Raw genomic sequence first — 18,606 nt, forward strand, 5'->3', positions numbered from 1 at the left:
ATGACCAACCAGAAAGCGATTCTCGCCGGCGGGTGCTTCTGGGGAGTGCAGGAACTCATCCGCAAGCAGCCCGGAGTCGTCTCGACGCGGGTCGGCTACACCGGCGGTGACGTCCCCAACGCGACCTATCGCAACCACGGCACCCACGCCGAAGCCATCGAGATCGTCTACGACCCAGCGGAGACCGATTACCGGACGATGCTGGAGTTCTTCTTCCAGATCCACGACCCGACAACGAAGAACCGCCAGGGCAACGACCTGGGGATGAGTTACCGGTCGGCGATCTTCTACCTGGACGAGGAGCAGAAGCGGATCGCGCTGGACACCATCGCCGACGTCGAGGCGTCCGGCCTGTGGCCGGGCAAGGTGGTGACCGAGGTCAGCCCCGCCGGCGACTTCTGGGAAGCCGAGCCCGAACACCAGGACTACCTGCAGCACTATCCGAACGGATACACCTGCCACTTCATCCGCCCGGGCTGGAAGCTGCCGCGGCGGGCGTCAGCCAGCCAATAGGCGGATCAGCGCCGGCGCACCGTAATTCGGCCGCCGTCCTTCGGGGTGAACGCGACCCCGCGGCAGTGCCACCGCTCACCCGGTGCGTCGGTCGTCTCAATCGCCAAGCGGCGCAACACCGTCCGGAGCACGACGTCCATCTCCATGTTGGCGAATGCGGCCCCGACACAGCGGCGGGTGCCCCCACCGAACGGAACCCAGGCCAGCGCCGACGGTTTCGTGCCGATGAAGCGCTGCGGGTCGAAGCGGCCGGGATCGGGGAACAGCTCGGGGTTGTCGTGTAGCTGTGCGATGCCCACGATGATCGAGTAACCGCGCGGAATCACCCACTCGCCCAGTTGATAGGTCTCGGGGTAAACGTGGCGTCCGGCGAAGTCGATCACCGTCCTCGCCCGCTGGACCTCCAGGATTGTCGCCTGGCGCAGCTCGTTGCCGCCGCTATCGGCCTCCTCGACGAGGGCCGCCAGCACATCGGGGTGCCGGCTGATCCGCTCGAACGCCCACGCCAGCGTGGACGCGGTGGTTTCGTGGCCGGCGGCCAGCAGGGTGAGCAGCTCGTCGCCAATGTCCTTGTGTGACATGGCCGAACCGTCGTCGTAGGTGCTGCGCAGCAACAGGGCGAGCACATCGGTCCGCTCGGCGAAGTCCGGGTCCGCCCGCTCGGCCGCGATCAACGTGTCGATGACCTTGTCGTACTGGCGCCGCCACTCGTCGAGGCGGTACCACGGGCTGAACCGGCCGTAATTCCGTTTCGGCTTGGGCAGCGCCGCCAGACGCGAGCCCAGGGTGACCCACGGTGGGATGAGGCGGCGCAGCTCGTCGAGTTCGGCGCCGTCGGCCCCGAAGACCGCGCGCAGGATGGCGTTCAGCGTGATCCGCATCATCGGAGGCAGCGTCGCGAACGATTCGGCCTGCTGCCAGCCGGCGATCTCGCGCAGCGTCTCCTCTTCGATGATGCTCTCGTAGTTCTTCATGCTCTTGCCGTGAAACGGCGGCGCCAACAGCCGTCGCCGGCGACGGTGGTCATCGCCCTCGAGCGCGAACACCGAGCCGCTGCCGAACAGCCTGCTCAGATTGGGCTGGATGTTGCCGAGCTCGTCGGGGCTGGTGGTGAAGACCTGTTTGGCCAACTCCGGGTCGCTGACGGCGATGACGCGCCCCCACATCGGGAGCCGCAGCGCGACGACACTGCCGTAGCGGCGCGACAGTCGTCGCATCATCGAGCGCCGCGACATCGCGAAGCCAATGCCCTGAACTGCCTTGGGAATTCGGGCGACCGGCGGCAGCTTGACCGCGGCCGGTGGGGCGACGACTTGTTGGCTCATGACGATGACTTCTCCCAACGTCGGCCCCTGCACCGGGGTTGGTACGGCGATGTACCGCGGGTTCTTCCAGGTACGGTACTCTGAAGTACCAGAGCTGACAAGATCCGCATCGAACCGAAAGGGGGCGCCGGCCGTGACCTCAGCGATGACAGCGACCGATGGCGGCCCCGATCTCGTCGAGGTCGATCCGTTTCGACTCAGATTGCTCGACGGCCTGGCCGACGCGATCACCGAGCGCGGTTACCGGACCAGCACGGTCGCCGACATCGTCCGCTACGCCCGCACCTCCAAGCGCACCTTCTACGACCAGTTCGCCAGTAAGGAAGAGTGCTTCCTCGAGCTACTCGCCGCCGACATGGAGAAGCTCGGCGAACGTATCGCGGCCTCGGTCGATCCCGACGCCGATTGGCACGCGCAGATCCGGCAGGCGGTCGAGGCGTATGTCGGTTACATCGAGGCCCGCCCTGCCATCACGTTGAGCTGGATCCGTGAATTGCCGTCGCTGGGTGCGGCCGCCCGCCCGGTTCAGCGCCGCGGGCAGCAGTTGTTGACCAGCCTGCTGATCGACCTCAGCGCCAGCCCCGGGTTTCGGCGCGCGAAGCTGCCGCCGTTGACCGCGCCCCTGGCCGTGATCCTGTTGGGGGGCCTGCGGGAGCTGACCGCACTTGCGGTCGAAGACGGAACACCGGTCCGAGAAATCGTGGAACCGGCGGTGGATGCGTCCGTAGCTCTGCTCGGCCCGCGGCACTGAGCTCGCCGGGCCCCGTAAATCAAGGTGTCGCAAGCCATTCCGGGCCCGGCCCGGCGGAGATAGGCTCACCGCAGACCCCGTCCGCTCTGACATGGAGGATTCTGCGATGCGGCTCTCGACTCGAAACCAGCTCAGGGGAAAGATCACCGAGGTCGAACTCGGCGCCGTGATGGCCGTGGTGAAGGTGACGCTCGACGGTGGCGATCAGGTCGTCACGTCATCGGTCACCAAGGACGCCGCGACCGACCTCGGGCTCAAGGTCGGGCAGCCCGCGACCGTGTTCATCAAGTCGACCGAGGTCACCATCGGCGTCGATTAGGGCGTGCCGAAAAGCTTTGCCGCGAACTACTTTTGGGCGCCGAGAAAGGTCCGCACGCGGTCCAGGACCAGGTCGGGCCGCTGGTCGACGATCCAGTGGCCGACGCCGTCGACCAGTTCGACCTCGAAATCCTCGATGTGGTCGGCGTATCCCTCGGTCAGGTCCGCGGTGATCACCGGATCTTCGGTGCCCGTCAACCAGCGGACGGGGACGTCGACACGGGCGTCGGCGTACTCGCCGCGCATCCAGCTCAGCATTTCCTTGGTCTGAAACGACCGGTACCACCGCGAACCCGCTTCGGCGTGGCCGGGCTGGCGCATGCACTCGAGGTACAGCTGCACGTCCTCGTCGGGCAGCGTGTAGCCGCCGCCCACCCATGACCCGAGGAAGCGCAGGAACCGGGAGTCCGGCGCGCTGATCACGCGGGGGCCGATGACCGGCAACGAGATTGGGATCTGATACCAGAACCGCCAGACGTTGCGCAGCGTCGACGGTGAGCGCTTCACGAATGGCGCCGAGGTGTTCACCCCGAAAAAGCCGCTCACCCTTTCGGGGTGGCGCAGCATCATGATGAACGCGACCGGCCCGCCCCAGTCGTGGGCCACCAGCTTGACCGTCGCGACGCCCAACCGATCCAGCACGCCGGCCAGATCGTCGGCCATCTCGTCCTTGCGGTAACTGGATGGCGGCGCCGAACTCCAACCCGACCCGCGCAGGTCCGGACACAACACCCGGTAGCCGTCGGCGGCCAGCGGCCCGATCAGCTCGCGCCATTCCCACCAGTTCTGCGGGAAGCCGTGCACCAGCATCACCACCGGCCCGCTCGCCGGGCCCGCGTCCGCGACATGGATCGTCACGCCGTCTCCGAGATCGACGTACCTGTGTTCGACACCGTCCAGCGCGGGCATAGTCACCATGTGTTGAGAACGTAGCGGCTGGGAAGGGCTTAGGCCAGAAACCGCTCGACATACGGCGCGAAGCGCTCCCGCAGGTTGTCCTCGGTCAACCCGAACATCTCGAAGGACGTTTCAACGTTGCCCAGCCGGCCACGGCGGTGGCCCGCCAGGTAGCCCGTGATCGCGTCGCGCGCCTCGTCGGTGAAGGGCTCGCCGGCCAACGTGTAGACGCGCTGCGCGGTGCCGAGTTCGTCGGCCATGAACTCGTCGAACCGGATGTCGACCGAGCGGTCCGGGCCGATGGTGTCGCGGTCGCGCACCAGCGCGCTGAGCATCTGGTCGAGGCGGTCGATCCAGGAGTGGGCGATCTGCTCCACCGGCACCGGCGAGCGGTGCATGCGCGCGGAATAGGTGATCATCGCGATCATCGACAGCGCCACCGGCACGGGGTCGCGGTGGGTGAACACGACGATGCTGTCGGGAAACACCCGGTCCAGGACGGGCACCTGTTCGAGGTGCTGGGGCGACTTGAGCAGCCAGCGCCGCCCCCCGCGCAGGAACTGCATCGCCCGCAGCTGGGTGGCCAGGTATTCGTAGTGCGGCGTCTGGTCGTGGGACTGGTAGTAGTCGCGCCAGCGGGGCACGTCAGCGAGCGTCTCCAGCAGCATCGTGGACACGTCGTTGGCCAGCAGCTGGATCTCCTCGTGGACGTGGTCGGTAGTCATTTCGTGCATGAGGACGAAATGCGGCATCACCATATTGATCACCCCGACCGCGACGTCCATCCGAGCCCGTCGCGGATCCGGCTGCACGCCAACCTCATTCGGCGTCGGGAAGGGCTCGTTGCTTTCCCAGTACGGCATGGTCCGGAAGGTGGGTGGCGCGGCCAGCAAGTTGTGCAGGTGCGTGGTGCCGGTGCGGGGCAGCCCGGCGATCACCACCGGCGAGGTCAGCTCGATGTCGTTGATCTCGGGGTGGCGCGTCAGCAAATCGGCCAACAGCAGCCGATTTTTGAGGATCTGCAGCAGCTGCCCGTAGAAGTTGACCGCGCCGGCGCCGTGCAGCCCGTCGATCTCCCGCAGCGCGGCGAGGTAGACATCGAGACGCTCGCGGTAGTCGTCGGGCCCGAAATCGTGCAATCCGGTGTCCTGCCTGGCCTGGGCGTGCAGCGCGTCGGCGTCCAGCGGGCACTGCGGGGCCATCGCGGTCATCATGTCGAGGATCTGCTGACCCTCGGCGCTGAATCGGGGCGTGGCCAGGTCATCGAGGGAAACGGAGCGAACGGCATCGGTCACGGCGACTTATGTTACTCTGAGTTTCGTAATGGTTGTTGATTTTGGCCGGCCCCGCGATCCGCGTATCGACGCCGCGGTGTTGCGCGCGACGGTGGAGCTGCTCGCCGAGTCCGGTTACCCGGGGTTGTTGGTTTCCGCCATTGCCGAGCGGGCCGGCACCAGCAAGCCCGCGATCTATCGCCGCTGGCCCAGCAAGGCGCATCTGGTGCACGAGGCGGTGTTCCCGATCGGCGCCGGCACCGCCATCCCCGACGCCGGCTCGACGCCCGACGGGCTGCGCGAGATGGTCCGCCGCACAATGCTTTTCCTCACCACGCCGCCCGCGCGGGCGGCACTGCCGGGCCTGATCGGCGAAATGGCCGCGGATCCCAGCCTGCACTCGGCGCTGCTGGAGCGCTTCGCCGGCGTCATCGGCGGCGGGCTGGCCGACTGGCTCGCGGCGGCGGCCGCGCGTGGTGAGGTGCGCGCGGACGTGACCGCCGCGGAACTGGCCGAGACGATCGCCGGCGTCACGCTGGTCGCCCTGCTCACCCGCGCCACCGAGCTCGACGAAGCGTGGGTCGATCGCACGACAAGGTTGCTCCTGAAAGGAATCAGCGCATGACGCACGAATCGACGGTCGCGTGGCAGGACTTGCTGAAAACCCTTGGCGGCCTCGATCGCTCGTTCTTGGAGGGCGACCGCGCCGTCACCGACGACCGGCACATCGCCGACGGCTACCGCATGCTCGCCACCACCCTGGGCGTGGCGTTGGACACCTACCTGTTCCCCGAACCCGATCGGCCGCAATTCGTCGCGGTGAACACGCCGTTTCGCCGCGACCGCCGCTGGGGCGGGGACAACACCGACGCCTACTACCACATCTGCCCGGTCGACCCGGCGCGCCGCTACCGCATCAGCGGGAACAAGGGTGACAGCGTGTACTTTTCGGTCACCGCCTACAACGAACCGACGCTCGGCGCCTGGTCGGACCGGGTGGTCGCGATCGTCCGCGACACCGACCTCGACATCGACGCCGACGGCAACTTCTCCTTCGACTTCCCCGCGGGGGATTCCGGGGCCGACGCGGCCGTGCTGATGACCCGCGACTACCAGGCCGATCCCCTGACCGGTCGCCCGGTGGTCTGGCAGATCGAGGCGCTCGACGAGCCGACGCCGCTTCGCCACGGCGACGCGGAGACCGCCGCGCGCCTGCGCGCGGTCGCGACCTGGCTGCACACCATGTTCGCCATCGTGCCGCTGGCCGTCGGTAACCGGGTCGACGACACCCACGCCCTCGGGCACGAAACCGCCCACGCCGCAAACGCGTTCGCCGACCCCTATCAGGTGCCGGACGCCAACTTCGGCTGGTCGGCGCGCGACGCCTGCTATTCGTATGGCAGTTTCGTGCTCGACGAGGACGAGGCGCTGGTGATCACGCACCGTCCGCCGTCGTGCAGGTTCTGGAACATGGTGGTGTGGAACCAGTTCATGGCCACCTACGGCGTGTCGGAGGGTCCCGACGCGCGCTGCTCGATCAACGGCCACAGCGCGGTCGCCAACAGTGACGGCTCGGTGACGATCGTGCTGTCCGGCGCGAAGACCGCGCACCCGAATTCCCTGACCACGCTGGGTTATCCGCGCGGCAACCTGGCGTTCCGGTGGTTCCTGGCCGACGGGGTGCCGCAGCGGCCGGAGGTGAAGCTCGTCAAGGTGGCCGACGCGCCGACGGCGCCCAGCTGATCCGGCGAGCGCGCACCGACGGCGAGAAAGGCGCGAAAAACTCGCCACCAGTGCATGTTTCGCGATAGTCAGGAGGCCGGCGTCTGCCGGGCCAGCTCGATGGCGCGGCCCAGCGTCTCCAGCTTGGCGTCCAGCGTGTCGCCAGCGGGATAGAGCCGCACGGTGTTCACGCCGGCATCCCGCCACACCGCGAGGCGCGCGGCCACCATCGGCTCGGTGCCGATGAGCGTGGTCGCCAGCACCATCTCGTCGGTCACCAGGCCGGCCGCGCCGTCCCGGTCACCGCGCTGCCAGCGCTCGCGCACCTCGGCGGCGATCTCGGCCCAGCCCTGCCGGCTGTAGGCCCGGTTGTAGAAGTTCGTGCTCGACGATCCCATGCCGCCGAGGCTGAACGCGAGTTCCTTCTTGCGGCCCGCGATCATGCCCCGCAACTCGTCTTCGTCTGCGGCGAAGGCGACTTCGGCCCCCTGGCAGATGTCGATGTCGGCGCGGGTGCGGCCCGCCGCCGCCAGGCCATCGTCAAGGTGGGAGAAGTAGGCGTCCTTCGCGCCCTCCGGGACGAAGCTGGTGCCCAGCCACCCATCGGCGACCCGTCCGGTCAACCGCAGCATCGCCGGTGACAGGGTGGCCAAATAGAGCGGGATGGCGTGTTCCGGTCGCGTCGACAGCCGCATCGGCTTCGCCTCGCCGCCGGGCCGGGGTAGCTCGAATTCCCGCCCGGCGTAGGAGATCTTTCCGCCCGCAAAAGCCTGCCGAACGATGTCGACGGTTTCGGAGATACGCGCCAGCGGCCGGTCGAACGCGACGCCGTGCAGGCCCTCGATCACCTGCGGACCCGAGGCGCCCAGCCCGAGCAGGAACCGCCCGCCCGACAGGTTGGACAGCGTGATCGCGGTCTGGGCGATCAGGACGGGCGATCGCGTGCCGACCTGGATCACGCCGGATCCCAGCAGCATCCGCTCGGTGCGCGCGGCCAGGTAGCCCAGAGCCGACGGGGCGTCCGCGCCCCACGCCTCGGCCACCCAACACACGTCGAGGCCCAGCTTTTCCGCCTCGACCGCGAGCGCCACCACCTGCCCGGCGTCGTTCCCGGTCCCGGAGAACTCCACCGTGGTGGCGGTCCGCATCACCGCACTCCGTGCTCGGCCAGCCGTTTGATCGACGCCAGGGCCTTGCCGATCGCGGCCTCGAACTCCCGCATCCGCACGAACACGATTTTCTGTTCCTTGTCGGGCATCGAGTCGATCGCGGTCGACAATCCCGAGCGACCCGGCCCCATCTGCATCCAGTAGTTCAGGGCCGTGCCGCCGTCGCGGGGCGCCAGCCGGAACCGCCAGGTCGCGGCCGGGTTATCGGGTTCGCCGACGGCCCAAGCGAATTCGCGGGGCTCGTCGCAGGCGACGATCTGTGACGTGGTGCTCCATTGGCCGAACGCCTCGTGTTCGTTGTGTCCGATGAAGCGGGCGCCGACCCGGGGGCCGTCCGATCCCTCGGCCCACTGGACGGCCTTGAGCTCGTTGCTGACCGCGGGCATCAGCGCGATATCGCAGACCAGGCTCCAGACCCGGTGCGGGTCGGCGTCGATCCAAGTCGAGGCCTCCACGGTCGGGGTGTCCGCATAGCGCGCGCCGGTCCATTCCACGGACCTCATTGTCCCCCTCGCCCGGCGCAAGGCAATGCGTGGACGGCACCGAGTTACGCGGCGATCGGCTCCCGAGCGGCGGACTCGTCCGCACCGGCCTTGGGGAGCCAGTTGTCCGGGAATGTGAGCCTGACGATCTTGCGGACGACGGTGCCGAACTGCCGCAGCAGCGGGCCGCGGTTGTACGGGATGCCGTAGCGCTCGCAGATCCGTTGCACCTCGGGCGCGATCTCGGCGTAGCGGCGGGCCGGCATGTCGGGAAACAGGTGGTGCTCGATCTGGTGGGAGAGGTTGCCGGAGAGCAGGTGAAAGAGCCGGCCGCCGGTGAGGTTCGCCGAGCCGAGGACCTGGCGGAAGTACCACATACCGCGCGACTCGTCCTTGGTCTCCTCGACGGTGAATTCCTGTGTGCCGTCGGGGAAGTGACCGCAGAAGATGATCATGTACGACCACACGTTGCGCATCAGGTTGGCCGTGAGGTTGCCGGTGAAGACGAACGGCGCGAACGGTCCGGCCAGCAGCGGGAAGGCGACGTAGTCCTTGAGGGTCTGGCGGCGGGTTTTGCGCCAGATGGCGCGGAGCACTTCCCGCTTGTCCTCGAGGCGGATCTCGCCCGAGCGGATGCGCTCGGTTTCCAGTTCGTGCAGCGCGACGCCGTATTGGAACAGGACCATCAGCAGGAAGGCGTAGAGCGGGTTGCCCAGGAAGTAGGGCTGCCAGCGCTGGTCCTCGCTCATCCGCAGGATCCCGTAGCCGATGTCGCGGTCCATTCCCACGATGTTGGTGTGGGTGTGGTGCATGTAGTTGTGCGAGTGCCGCCACTGGTCGGCCGGGCACGCGGTGTCCCACTCGAAGGTGCGTCCCGAGATCGCCGGGTCACGCATCCAGTCGTACTGGCCGTGCATGATGTTGTGGCCGATCTCCATGTTGTCCAGGATTTTGGCGATGCCGAGCATGCCGGTGCCCAGCAGCCAGGCCGGCGGCAGGAACAGCAGCACCCGGCCGCCGACTTCGAGCGCACGCTGGGTCTTGATGACGCGGCGAATGTAGTCGGCGTCCTTTTCGCCGAGGTCCGCCATCACGCGCTCCTTGATGGCGTCGAGCTCGCGGCCGAAGGCGTCGGCCTGCTCGGGTGTCAGGGTGATCTTGTTGGGTGTCATGGCTTTTCCTCTCAGGTCTTCTGATCGACCGCTAGAGCGAGACATCGACGTCACCGACCGGAACGGACACGCAGATCTGCACGTCCTCGTCGGGGGCGGTCGAAACCGCGCCGGTGACCAGGTTGCGCACGGTACCGGCGGTTTTGCGCCGCGTGCAGGTGTGGCAGATGCCCATCCGGCATCCGTTTTCCGGGGACAGGCCGGCGGATTCGGCCTGCTCCAGCAGTGAGCGCCCGTCGTCGGTGATGTCAACACCGCTGTCGGAGAACGTGACTCGGCCCCCCGACGGGTTGGCCGGCACGTCGAGCGCGGGCGGGACGAAGCTCTCGGTGTACACGGTGTCGCAGTGCTCGCGCACGGCCTCGACCAAAGCCGGCGGCCCGCAGACGAATACCGCGTCGGGCGAGGGCATCGCGGCGGCCAGGTGTTCCGGGCCGAAGCGTCCGGCCAGCTCGCCGCCCTCCGAACGGGTGTACCCGTGCAGCACCCGCACCGAGGACAGCGCGGCCAGCTCGTCGCGGTAGCAGGCCTCCGCGGGCGTGCGCGCGTAGTGGATGAAGGCGATCTCGCCGCGATGCCTTTCGGCGACCAGGGTGCGCGCCATCGCCAGCACCGGGGTGATCCCGCTTCCGCCGGAGACGAGGAGGATCCGGCGCGGGCGCCGCGATCCGCGCGGCGGCAGCGTGAAGTCGCCGCCGACACCGGTCAGACCGACCACCATGCCGGGACGGGCGTGTTCGTACAGGTGGTTCGAGACCAGCCCGCCCTCGTGCCGACCGATGGTCAGCTCGAGGGTGGCCGTGCCTTCGGCATTGGCCGGGGAGTAGCAGCGCGTGTGCCGGCGCCCGTCGATCTCGACGGTCAGGTTGACGTACTGGCCGGCCCGGACGGTGTGGGCGGCCAGGAAGGTGTCGTTGGGAGTCAGGGTGAGCGTGACGCTGCGGGGCGTGCTGCGGCGCACGTCGGTCACCTTGGCGCGGGCTTCGCCCAGCGTCCACGTCGGTGCGACGAGTTCGGTGTAGCGGTCGACGCCGTGCGGACCAGTCAGCAGGTCTAGGAGCTCTGAACCCAACACGCGGCGCCGCAACGTCCGCGCGAGGACCCGGCCAGAAGCTTGAGCGGTTTGAGTGAACATATGTACACCGTGCGACCGCAACGGCCAGGTCGTCAAGGGTTTACTGGCCGGATGTGGTAGGGTTCACATAGTGAACAGCCGTACTCCTAGCTCACGGGCGCGCGGCTCCGGACGTGAACGCTCGCGGGAAAGTCAGTCGCGCGAGGAGCGCAAGGAGGCGACGCGCCGCGCCATCATCGCCGCGGCCCTCAAGCTCTTGCAGGACCGCAGCTTTTCCAGCCTGAGCCTGCGCGAGGTGACCCGCGAGGTCGGGATCGTGCCGGCGGCGTTCTACCGCCACTTCGAGTCGATGGAGGCCCTCGGCCTGGTCCTGATCGACGAGTCGTTTCGCAGCCTGCGCGACACCCTGCGCGACGCCCGCGCCGGCAAGCTCGACCCGAACCGGGTCATCGAGTCGTCCGTCGAGATCCTGGTCGCCAGCGTCGCCGACCGGCGCGAGCACTGGAGGCTCATCGGTCGCGAGCGCAACAGCGGCCTGTCCGTGCTGCGCTACGCCATTCGCACCGAGATCCGGCTGATCACCTCCGAGCTGGCCACCGACCTGGCGCGTTTCCCCGGTTTGAACAAGTGGACCACCGAGGATCTCAACGTGCTGGCGACGCTGTTCGTCAACGCCATGATCGTCATCGCGGAGGCCATCGAGGATTCGCAGAGCACCGAGGCCACCGAGGACATCCGCCGGCTGGCCGTCAAGCAGTTGCGGATGATCGCGACCGGCATCGCCGGGTGGCAGAGCACTCCCTGATCGCGCCGGCCGCAGTAAACAGGCGAGCACTGACTTACTCGTCGACCACGTCATAGAGCGAATCGCCGTCTTCCGGGGTGCCGTCGATCTGGCCGCGATGCGCGCGCCGCGGGCCGTCGTCGACCGGCTCGATGGCGTCGGGCACGTCGGGCTCCTCGGCGGCCAGTCGATCGTCGAGGGATTCGCCCTCCCGTTCTTCTCTCGCCGTCACGCCGAAGCGGTTGGCCTCGCTCCAGTCCTCGGGGGGATCGACGACGATGTCGCCGTCGTCGTTGCGCAGTTCGTCCGAGTCGGTACCTTCGCTCGCGTTCAGGGTGTCACCCGGGCCGCCCTCTTCGGGGAAGTCGGCGGGATCGACCAGATCGTCGGCGTGGGGGTTGTCGCTCATGCCAAAACGGTTGCCCGCCGGATTGGGCGACTAAACGCGGCCCCGCGGCGCCCGCCACATGGCCCACATCGTCGGCCCGCCGTCCGGCAGCACGATCTCCCGGGTGACGGTGAAGCCGAAACGCTCGTAGTACGGGACGTTTTCGGATTTGGTCGACTCGAGGTAGGCCGGGCAGTATTCGGCGTCGCAACGGTCCAGCCGCGATCTCATCAACGCTTGCCCGAATCCCCGGCCACGGACCGTCGGGTCGCTGCCGATGACCGCCAGATACCAGTGCGGTTCCTCGGGGTGGACGCTTTTCATCAATTCCTGGACCGCGCGTCCGCGCATCGAACGCAGGCCGAATACCCGCAGGAACGTGGGCGTCATCGCCAGCTGGGCACCCTGCGTCTCCCGCCACTGGTCGGGCGGATCCCACAGCGCCGCAGCGCCGATACCGGACGCCTCGGAGGCCACCTCCACGCCGCCACGGCCCAGATGGTGGTGGCGGGTCATCGTCGCGAACATCCGCGCCAGGTGAGCGGTGCGCTTGTCCTGGTCGGGCAGCAGCCAGATCATCACGGGGTCGTCGTAGAACGCGCGGGCCAGGGTGCGTGACAGCTCGCGGACGTCGGCCTTGGCCGCCGGGCGGACGTGCTGGGTCATCCACGTCAGGCTAGTGGGTGTGTGAGGTGATCGCCGCGGGTATGCCGACCCGGTGACCGGCATGTCGCGGCGAGCATTCGGGCGGGTGGCTGCCGGCGCGGGCGTGGCCGGGTCCGTCGGGCTGTCCGACGGCTGCGCGAAACGCGGCCGCGACCACGGCACATCGTCCGGTCCGCCACCACCGTCCGGCAGGGGCGTGGGGTTCGTGCTCTCCCACGAACAATTCCGCACCGACCGGCTGGTGGCGCAGGCCCAGGCGGCCGAAGAGGCCGGCTTCCACCACGTGTGGGCCAGCGACCACATTCAGCCGTGGCAGGACAACCAGGGCCACTCGATGTTCCCGTGGCTCACGCTGGCGCTGGTCGGCAGCGCCACCAGCCGGATCTCGTTCGGCACCGGGGTGACCTGCCCGACCTACCGCTACCACCCGGCCACGGTCGCTCAGTCCTTCGCCTCCCTGGCAATCCTCAACCCGGGCAGGGTGTTCCTGGGCGTCGGCACCGGCGAGCGGCTCAACGAACAGGCCACCACCAACGCCTACGGGAACTACGCCGAGCGCCACGACCGGCTGGTCGAAGCGATCGACCTGATCCGGCGGTTGTGGAGTGGATCGCGAACCTCCTTCTCCGGGAAATACTTTCAGACCAATTCGTTGAAGCTCTACGACGTCCCGGCCACTCCGCCACCGATCTTCGTGGCGGCCGGCGGACCGAAGAGCGCGAGACTGGCCGGTCAGTACGGAGACGGCTGGATCACCCAGGCCCACGATGTGACGGACCCAAAACTGTTGGCGGCCTTTGGCGCCGGAGCGCAGGCCGCCGGGCGCGACATGGGCACGCTCGGTAAACGGGCCGAATTGTTCGCGGTCGTCGGCGACAAGGCCAAGGCGGCCCGCGCCGCCACGCTGTGGCGTTTCACCGCCGGTGCCGTCGACCAGCCCAATCCCGTCGAGATCCAGCGCGCTGCCGAGTCCAACCCGATCGACAACGTGCTGGCCGGCTGGACGGTCGGCACCGACCCGGCTCCCCACGTCAGCGCCGTGCAGCGCCTGCTCGACGCCGGCGCCGTCCCCTTCCTGCACTTTCCCCAAGACGACCCGATCGCCGCGATCGACTTCTACCGCACCGACGTCCTGCCGAAGTTGCGCTGAGCGGACTTCGGCCACCGTTCGTTTCGACGTCGCCGCCCCGGGTATCCGCACGCAACTTCGAGTGACAGCCCAACTGGAAAGGCAACGCATGGACGCAATCACTTTTCTCCGCCAAGACCACAAAAGCGTGCTGGGCCTGTTAGAGACGCTCGACGGGGCACCGTCAGAGGCGGGCGCGCATGCGAGCGGCTTGGAAACCATGGTGAACAACCTCATCATCGCCGAGTCTCAGCATGAAGCGATTGAGGAGCAATACTTTTGGCCGGCGGTGCGCGACGCGATCGGTGACGGACTCGTCGACAAGGCGATCGAGCAGGAGCAGGCCGGCAAGAAGCTGCTGCAGCGACTCGAGGACGGCAAGCCGGGCGAACCCGATTACCACGAAGCGCTCCAGGAATTCGTCACGGCGGGGCGGGAACATATCGCCTACGAGCAGGACGAGGTTTGGCCGCAGGTCGAGACCGTGATCAGCCGCGAGGATTTGGAGAAGATCGGCGAGAAGCTGGAAGCGGCAAAGAAGATCGCCCCGACGCGGCCGCACCCGAATACCCCACCCAACCCCGCCGCACTGAAGACGATGGGAATGGGCGCCGCGGTTGTCGACCATGTGCGGGACGCGCTAACCGGCCGCGGTGAAGACAACCCGCCCGATCCACAGATGCACTGACACCAGTTGGAGGCCGGGCGCCGATTATTCGGCGCCCGGCCATTTTCCGGCTCCAATTACCCTGTGGGAACGTGCTGTTCGTGCGTGAACGGCTTTTCGGCGTTGACGGCGGGCGAACCTTGCGGGTTCTCCTTGGCGCCGGTGTTCTTGCGCGTGGCGCCACCCAGCCACTGCTGTTCGGGCTTTTCCACGTACTCCCATTCCATGCCCTCGGGCCAGGGCCCTTGCCCCTGATTCCACGGACCGCGCACGGATTCGCCGCCCCCGTTGGACATGTTGAACGCCACGTTCTGAAAGCGCGGGTCACCGGGCAACTGTCCGGGCGGGAAATTCACCGGCAGCTCGTTCAGCGCGGCGCTGAATTGCTGATAGTGCGCGACCTCGCGGGTCATCAAGAACGTCAGGGTGTCCTGCACGCCGGGGTCGTCGGTGAACTGCTTGAGGTATTCGTAGACGATCTTCGCCCGCGATTCCGCCGCGACGTTGTTGCGCAGGTCCACTGTCGGGTCGCCATTGGCGTCGATGTAGGCGCCGGTCCAGTTGTTTCCGCCGGAGTCCTTGACGTCCGGGCCGCCCCCGCTGAGCACCAGGAATAGCGGGTTGACCGACACCGAGTGGATGAGGCCGTCCCGGCCGCCCCCGTTGGCCACGGCCGGCATCCAGTCGCATTTCTCATTGGCAATCTTGAGGTTGTCGTTGAGCCCGTCGAGCAGCATGGTGATCATCGATCCGACCATTTCGAGGTGGCTGAGCTCCTCGGTCGCGATGTCCATGAATAGGTCATACATTTTCGGGTTCTTCTGCCGCAGCACAAAAGCCTGGGTGAAGTACTGCAGCGCCGCGGTGAGTTCACCGTTGGCGCCACCGAACTGCTCCATCAGCAGCGACGCGAAACGCGGGTCCGGCCGGTCGACGCGTACCTCGAATTGAAGATCTTTGTTGTGCACAAACACTGGGGGCCTCCTGGGGGGTCGAGATCGGGCTGTCGCCGCCGGATACCCGGGGCCTTTTGCGCCAAACAACTGCAAGAGCACCTCAGTCCTCGGCGCATACCGCGGGGATGACTCTCGTGGCGACATCGTGGAGAATGCGCCCCTATGGAGTCCCAAGATCCAACCTCAAGGCATGAGTTGGCCGTGCGCATGGCCGAGCTTGCCCGCGAGATCGCCACGCCACGCTCGCTCGACCACGTCCTCGCCGACGTGACCACAGCCGCGGTGGACCTGATACCGGCCGCCGACCTCGCGGGCGTGCTGCTGCTCAAGGCGGGTGGGGAGTTCGAATCGATCGCGGACACCGACGGCCTGGTCGCGCAACTCGACCAGCTACAGCACGACTTCGCCGAGGGCCCCTGTCACGACGCCGCCCTGAAAGAAACGATCGTGCGCACCGATGATCTGCGCGACGAACCGCGCTGGCCGAAATACGCACCGGCGGCGGTCGAGCACGGGGTGCTGAGCAGCCTGTCGTTCAAGCTGTACACCGCGGAGCGCACGGCCGGCGCCCTGAACCTGTTCAGCTTCCGGCCCAATGTGTGGGACACCGAAGCCGAGACCATCGGGTCTGTGTTCGCCGCGCATGCAGCCTCGGCGATCATGGCCGGGCGCCACGGACTGCAAATGCAGTCGGCCCTTTCGTCACGGGACCGCATCGGGCAGGCCAAGGGCATCATCATGGAGCGCTACGGCGTGGACGACGTGCGCGCCTTCGAATTGCTGCGCCGGCTGTCTCAGGAAGGCCAGACCAAGCTCATCGACATCGCCCAGCGTGTCATCGACACCCGCGGCGAGGCCTGATCCTTACCCGCCCGCGCCAATACGGGCCCGTGCCAACGCCTTTCCCACCGGCCGAGCAGCGGTAGGCCGGCCCTAGGCGACGAAGCGGACGACGCTTTCGGCCACGCACGCCGGCTTGGCCGACCCCTCGATCTCGACGGTCGTCGACAGGGTCGCCTGCACGGCGCCGTTGCCCACGTCGTCCACGCTGACCAACGAGCTCTGGGCGCGCACCCGCGAGCCGACCGGGACCGGCGCGGGGAAGCGAACCTTGTTGAGGCCGTAGTTGATTGCGAGCTTGATGCCGTTGACGGTGTAGATCTGGTGCTGCAGTTGCGGCAGCAGCGCCAGGGTCATGAACCCGTGGGCGATGGTCTTGCCGAACGGACCGGACGCGGCCCGCTCCGGGTCGACGTGGATCCACTGGTGATCGCCGGTCGCGTCGGCGAACAGGTTGACGTCGTCCTGGGTGATGGTGACCCAGTCACTGTGACCCAGATCCTCGCCCGCGGCGGCGGTGAGCTCGGCGACTGATTCGAAGGTGCGCATTGCATGTCTCCTTGGTTTCGGCTGCTAACAATAGCGATGGGCCGCACGGTTAGCCCCGGGCCCTCACGGGTAGTAGCCGGTGGACGGACGAACCCCATCTCACGGAAGGCCGCTTCATGCCCGATGTGATTGCGCATCATGGAGTTTTCAAAGACACCCACCTGCACGTCGACGACACCGGCGGCGCGGGCCGACCGGTGCTGCTCATGCACCCCTGGCCCCTGTCCGGACAGGCGTGGTCGGCGCAAGTCCCGGCCCTGCGCGCCGCCGGCTACCGGGTGATCACCTACGACCGGCGTGGCTTCGGCCGCAGCGACAAGCCCCTCACCGGGTACAGCTATGAAACCCTCACCCAGGATCTGCACACCCTGATCGACTCCCTCGACCTGCGCGAGCTCACCCTGGTGGGCTCGTCCATGGGCGGCGGGGAGATCGCCCGCTACCTGTCGGCCTACGGCGCCGACCGCGTGCGCAGCGTCGTGTTTGCCTCCTCGGTGACCCCGTATCTGTTGCAGACCACCGCCAATCCGGACGGGCCGCTCACCATGAAGGACGCGGCGCGCGCGACCGCCGCGTTCGTCAAGGATCAGGACGCCTTCTACGACCAACAGATGACCGAATTCTTCACTGCCAACGGGCAATTGCGCGTGAGCGCCGCCACGCGCGCCGAGGCGCTCAGACTGTGCGGGCTGGCGAGCAAGGAGGCGTCGCTGGCGTGCATGGCCGCGTGGGCCAACACCGACTTTCGGGGCGACCTCGCCCGGGTGTCGGTGCCGACGCTGATCATCCACGGCGACGGCGACGAGTCCGTGCCGCTGCACGGGTCGGCCCGGCGCACGCACCAGGCGATACCTGGCAGCGAACTGCGGGTCATCGTCGACGGGCCACACGGCTGCCAGATCAGCCATCCCGAGGAATTCAACGCGGCGCTGCTCGAATTCTTGGCGCGGTAGCAGAGGTCGCGGGCCCGCCTGGCTGTTTCGCGCGAGCCGTCGGGGGAATCCTCCCGGGAACGTTCAACGAAAAGGAACCGCCATGCCAGACCGCAAGGGCCACAAACCCGAGCAAGACGTGGAACCCGACACCCACCAAGCCCGATCGCGCGCCGCCGCGGGCGAGGAAGACGGCTCATATGTAGGCGCCGCGGGCTCCGATGACTCGTTCGATGCCGGCGAGACCGGCGCCGAGGCCCGCAGCCAACAAGACTGACGCCACACGGCAGAGGGCGCACGTATCCCGGCTGCTCTCACGAGAGGCCGTACAGCACCACGGCGATACCCACGATCCCGAGTGCCAGCGCCGTGATCGCTCGATGCCGGTCTTGAATCCACCGTCGCAGCCGCTCAAGTCGTGAATCGATTCGCGGCCCGACCACGAAATAAGCCAGGATAGGCGCGGCGACAGTCGAATTCGCGAGTAGGGCATAGTAAGCGACGGCGATCGCCGCGCCGGTGCCGGTGAAACGAACGGATGCGATCTGCGTTCCGACGGCCGCGGTGGCCGCCAGCACTTTGGGATTGGCCAGCATCGGAAACATCCCCATGCCGGCCGCCACGGTAGGGGTGATCGCGCCGACCCTGTCGTCCCACCCCCGCCCCGCGCGGCGGCTGCCACGGCGCCACACTCGCACCCCCATCGCGACGAGAAGCACGCCGCCGACGGTGACCGCCACGTCAGCCCATGGCGGCGCGGGGCCGACCAGCACGTCGAACAACCGCGGGACGTGCATGAACGCGGTCGCGAGTGCAGTCAGGGAAACCAATCTCCCCAACACGTAAGAGACGCTGGACAGGTACGGCCGCTCGTTGTGAACGAGTAGCACCAACGCCACCACGACGGGCACGGGCGAAAGCGCGATCACCAGCGCAGGTGCGGTCAGGCTCGCGAACACCGGCCCTGAAAGCATCGACAGGTCAAGGCCTTTCAGGA

23 protein-coding genes are annotated in these 18,606 nt (G+C 67.6%); 11 read left to right on the forward strand and 12 right to left on the reverse strand.

Annotated elements, in window-relative coordinates; genetic code table 11:
* Positions 1–513 carry a peptide-methionine (S)-S-oxide reductase MsrA gene (gene msrA, locus G6N26_RS16940; protein WP_083017847.1) on the forward strand — a complete coding sequence of 171 codons (513 nt, stop codon included), beginning with the start codon at positions 1–3 and terminating at the stop codon, positions 511–513.
* A 5-nt stretch (positions 514–518) separates the two neighbouring features.
* Here the strand turns inward: msrA and G6N26_RS16945 are convergent, their stop codons facing one another.
* Positions 519–1,838, reverse strand: coding sequence for a cytochrome P450 (locus G6N26_RS16945; RefSeq protein ID WP_067171798.1), 1,320 nt, complete (start codon positions 1,836–1,838; stop codon positions 519–521).
* Between the two features lie 145 nt (positions 1,839–1,983).
* On the opposite strand from G6N26_RS16945, the gene G6N26_RS16950 reads away from it, so the two are divergent.
* Positions 1,984–2,589 carry a TetR/AcrR family transcriptional regulator gene (locus tag G6N26_RS16950; RefSeq protein ID WP_083017849.1) on the forward strand — a complete coding sequence of 202 codons (606 nt, stop codon included), beginning with the start codon at positions 1,984–1,986 and terminating at the stop codon, positions 2,587–2,589.
* 106 nt (positions 2,590–2,695) lie between these two features.
* On the forward strand, positions 2,696–2,908 hold the full coding sequence (locus G6N26_RS16955; RefSeq protein ID WP_067171845.1) for a TOBE domain-containing protein: 213 nt from the start codon (positions 2,696–2,698) through the stop codon (positions 2,906–2,908).
* A 26-nt stretch (positions 2,909–2,934) separates the two neighbouring features.
* Here G6N26_RS16955 and G6N26_RS16960 read toward each other — a convergent pair whose 3' ends face one another.
* The gene (locus G6N26_RS16960) at positions 2,935–3,825 is read right to left on the reverse strand and encodes an alpha/beta fold hydrolase (RefSeq protein ID WP_067171794.1); all 891 of its coding nucleotides are present in this window, start codon (positions 3,823–3,825) and stop codon (positions 2,935–2,937) included.
* A gap of 29 nt (positions 3,826–3,854) precedes the next feature.
* Complete coding sequence (locus tag G6N26_RS16965) at positions 3,855–5,099, reverse strand: sulfotransferase family protein (protein WP_083017851.1); 1,245 nt, start codon at positions 5,097–5,099, stop codon at positions 3,855–3,857.
* Positions 5,100–5,127: 28 nt separating this feature from the next.
* Here G6N26_RS16965 and G6N26_RS16970 point away from each other — a divergent pair, with 28 nt between their 5' ends.
* A complete protein-coding gene (locus tag G6N26_RS16970) occupies positions 5,128–5,703 on the forward strand; it encodes a TetR/AcrR family transcriptional regulator (protein ID WP_083017853.1) in 576 nt (191 codons plus the stop codon).
* A complete protein-coding gene (locus G6N26_RS16975; RefSeq protein WP_083017855.1) occupies positions 5,700–6,821 on the forward strand; it encodes a DUF1214 domain-containing protein in 1,122 nt (373 codons plus the stop codon). The genes G6N26_RS16970 and G6N26_RS16975 overlap by 4 nt, the downstream gene beginning before the upstream one ends.
* 68 nt (positions 6,822–6,889) lie before the next feature.
* Here G6N26_RS16975 and G6N26_RS16980 read toward each other — a convergent pair whose 3' ends face one another.
* The 4 genes from G6N26_RS16980 to G6N26_RS16995 are packed head-to-tail and all read right to left on the reverse strand — an operon-like array spanning position 6,890 to position 10,758.
* Entirely contained in the window at positions 6,890–7,948 is a 1,059-nt protein-coding gene (locus G6N26_RS16980; RefSeq protein WP_083017857.1) for an LLM class flavin-dependent oxidoreductase, read from the reverse strand.
* Positions 7,948–8,472 carry an SRPBCC family protein gene (locus G6N26_RS16985; RefSeq protein WP_179960226.1) on the reverse strand — a complete coding sequence of 175 codons (525 nt, stop codon included), beginning with the start codon at positions 8,470–8,472 and terminating at the stop codon, positions 7,948–7,950. The genes G6N26_RS16980 and G6N26_RS16985 overlap by 1 nt, the downstream gene beginning before the upstream one ends.
* 44 nt (positions 8,473–8,516) lie before the next feature.
* Positions 8,517–9,623 carry a fatty acid desaturase family protein gene (locus G6N26_RS16990; protein WP_083017861.1) on the reverse strand — a complete coding sequence of 369 codons (1,107 nt, stop codon included), beginning with the start codon at positions 9,621–9,623 and terminating at the stop codon, positions 8,517–8,519.
* 31 nt (positions 9,624–9,654) lie between these two features.
* A complete protein-coding gene (locus G6N26_RS16995) occupies positions 9,655–10,758 on the reverse strand; it encodes a ferredoxin reductase (RefSeq protein ID WP_083017863.1) in 1,104 nt (367 codons plus the stop codon).
* A gap of 70 nt (positions 10,759–10,828) precedes the next feature.
* On the opposite strand from G6N26_RS16995, the gene G6N26_RS17000 reads away from it, so the two are divergent.
* On the forward strand, positions 10,829–11,503 hold the full coding sequence (locus G6N26_RS17000; RefSeq protein ID WP_067171779.1) for a TetR family transcriptional regulator: 675 nt from the start codon (positions 10,829–10,831) through the stop codon (positions 11,501–11,503).
* A gap of 34 nt (positions 11,504–11,537) precedes the next feature.
* On the opposite strand, the gene G6N26_RS17005 is transcribed toward G6N26_RS17000, so the two are convergent.
* A complete protein-coding gene (locus tag G6N26_RS17005; protein WP_067171776.1) occupies positions 11,538–11,891 on the reverse strand; it encodes a hypothetical protein in 354 nt (117 codons plus the stop codon).
* Between the two features lie 30 nt (positions 11,892–11,921).
* Complete coding sequence (locus G6N26_RS17010) at positions 11,922–12,536, reverse strand: GNAT family N-acetyltransferase (protein ID WP_083017865.1); 615 nt, start codon at positions 12,534–12,536, stop codon at positions 11,922–11,924.
* A 52-nt stretch (positions 12,537–12,588) separates the two neighbouring features.
* Between G6N26_RS17010 and G6N26_RS17015 the strand changes: the two genes are divergently transcribed.
* Together G6N26_RS17015 and G6N26_RS17020 are read left to right on the forward strand one after the other, a co-directional pair.
* Positions 12,589–13,686 (forward strand): F420-dependent hydroxymycolic acid dehydrogenase, encoded by a 1,098-nt coding sequence (locus tag G6N26_RS17015; protein WP_139799137.1) that lies wholly within the window; start codon positions 12,589–12,591, stop codon positions 13,684–13,686.
* A gap of 88 nt (positions 13,687–13,774) precedes the next feature.
* On the forward strand, positions 13,775–14,353 hold the full coding sequence (locus G6N26_RS17020) for a hemerythrin domain-containing protein (RefSeq protein ID WP_083017867.1): 579 nt from the start codon (positions 13,775–13,777) through the stop codon (positions 14,351–14,353).
* Between the two features lie 56 nt (positions 14,354–14,409).
* On the opposite strand, the gene G6N26_RS17025 is transcribed toward G6N26_RS17020, so the two are convergent.
* A complete protein-coding gene (locus G6N26_RS17025; RefSeq protein ID WP_067171769.1) occupies positions 14,410–15,306 on the reverse strand; it encodes a manganese catalase family protein in 897 nt (298 codons plus the stop codon).
* A gap of 144 nt (positions 15,307–15,450) precedes the next feature.
* Here G6N26_RS17025 and G6N26_RS17030 point away from each other — a divergent pair, with 144 nt between their 5' ends.
* Positions 15,451–16,149 (forward strand): GAF and ANTAR domain-containing protein, encoded by a 699-nt coding sequence (locus G6N26_RS17030; protein ID WP_067171766.1) that lies wholly within the window; start codon positions 15,451–15,453, stop codon positions 16,147–16,149.
* A gap of 72 nt (positions 16,150–16,221) precedes the next feature.
* Here G6N26_RS17030 and G6N26_RS17035 read toward each other — a convergent pair whose 3' ends face one another.
* Positions 16,222–16,677, reverse strand: a complete 456-nt coding sequence (locus G6N26_RS17035; protein ID WP_067171764.1) for a MaoC family dehydratase — start codon at positions 16,675–16,677, stop codon at positions 16,222–16,224.
* Between the two features lie 116 nt (positions 16,678–16,793).
* Between G6N26_RS17035 and G6N26_RS17040 the strand changes: the two genes are divergently transcribed.
* Both G6N26_RS17040 and G6N26_RS25815 read left to right on the forward strand, forming a co-directional pair.
* On the forward strand, positions 16,794–17,630 hold the full coding sequence (locus tag G6N26_RS17040; protein ID WP_083017869.1) for an alpha/beta fold hydrolase: 837 nt from the start codon (positions 16,794–16,796) through the stop codon (positions 17,628–17,630).
* 82 nt (positions 17,631–17,712) lie between these two features.
* A complete protein-coding gene (locus G6N26_RS25815; RefSeq protein ID WP_165605075.1) occupies positions 17,713–17,886 on the forward strand; it encodes a hypothetical protein in 174 nt (57 codons plus the stop codon).
* Between the two features lie 37 nt (positions 17,887–17,923).
* On the opposite strand, the gene G6N26_RS17045 is transcribed toward G6N26_RS25815, so the two are convergent.
* The gene (locus G6N26_RS17045; RefSeq protein ID WP_067171760.1) at positions 17,924–18,583 is read right to left on the reverse strand and encodes a GAP family protein; all 660 of its coding nucleotides are present in this window, start codon (positions 18,581–18,583) and stop codon (positions 17,924–17,926) included.
* Positions 18,584–18,606: the final 23 nt, after the last annotated feature.

The organism is Mycobacterium marseillense, from assembly GCF_010731675.1.
Taxonomy (GTDB): domain Bacteria; phylum Actinomycetota; class Actinomycetes; order Mycobacteriales; family Mycobacteriaceae; genus Mycobacterium; species Mycobacterium marseillense.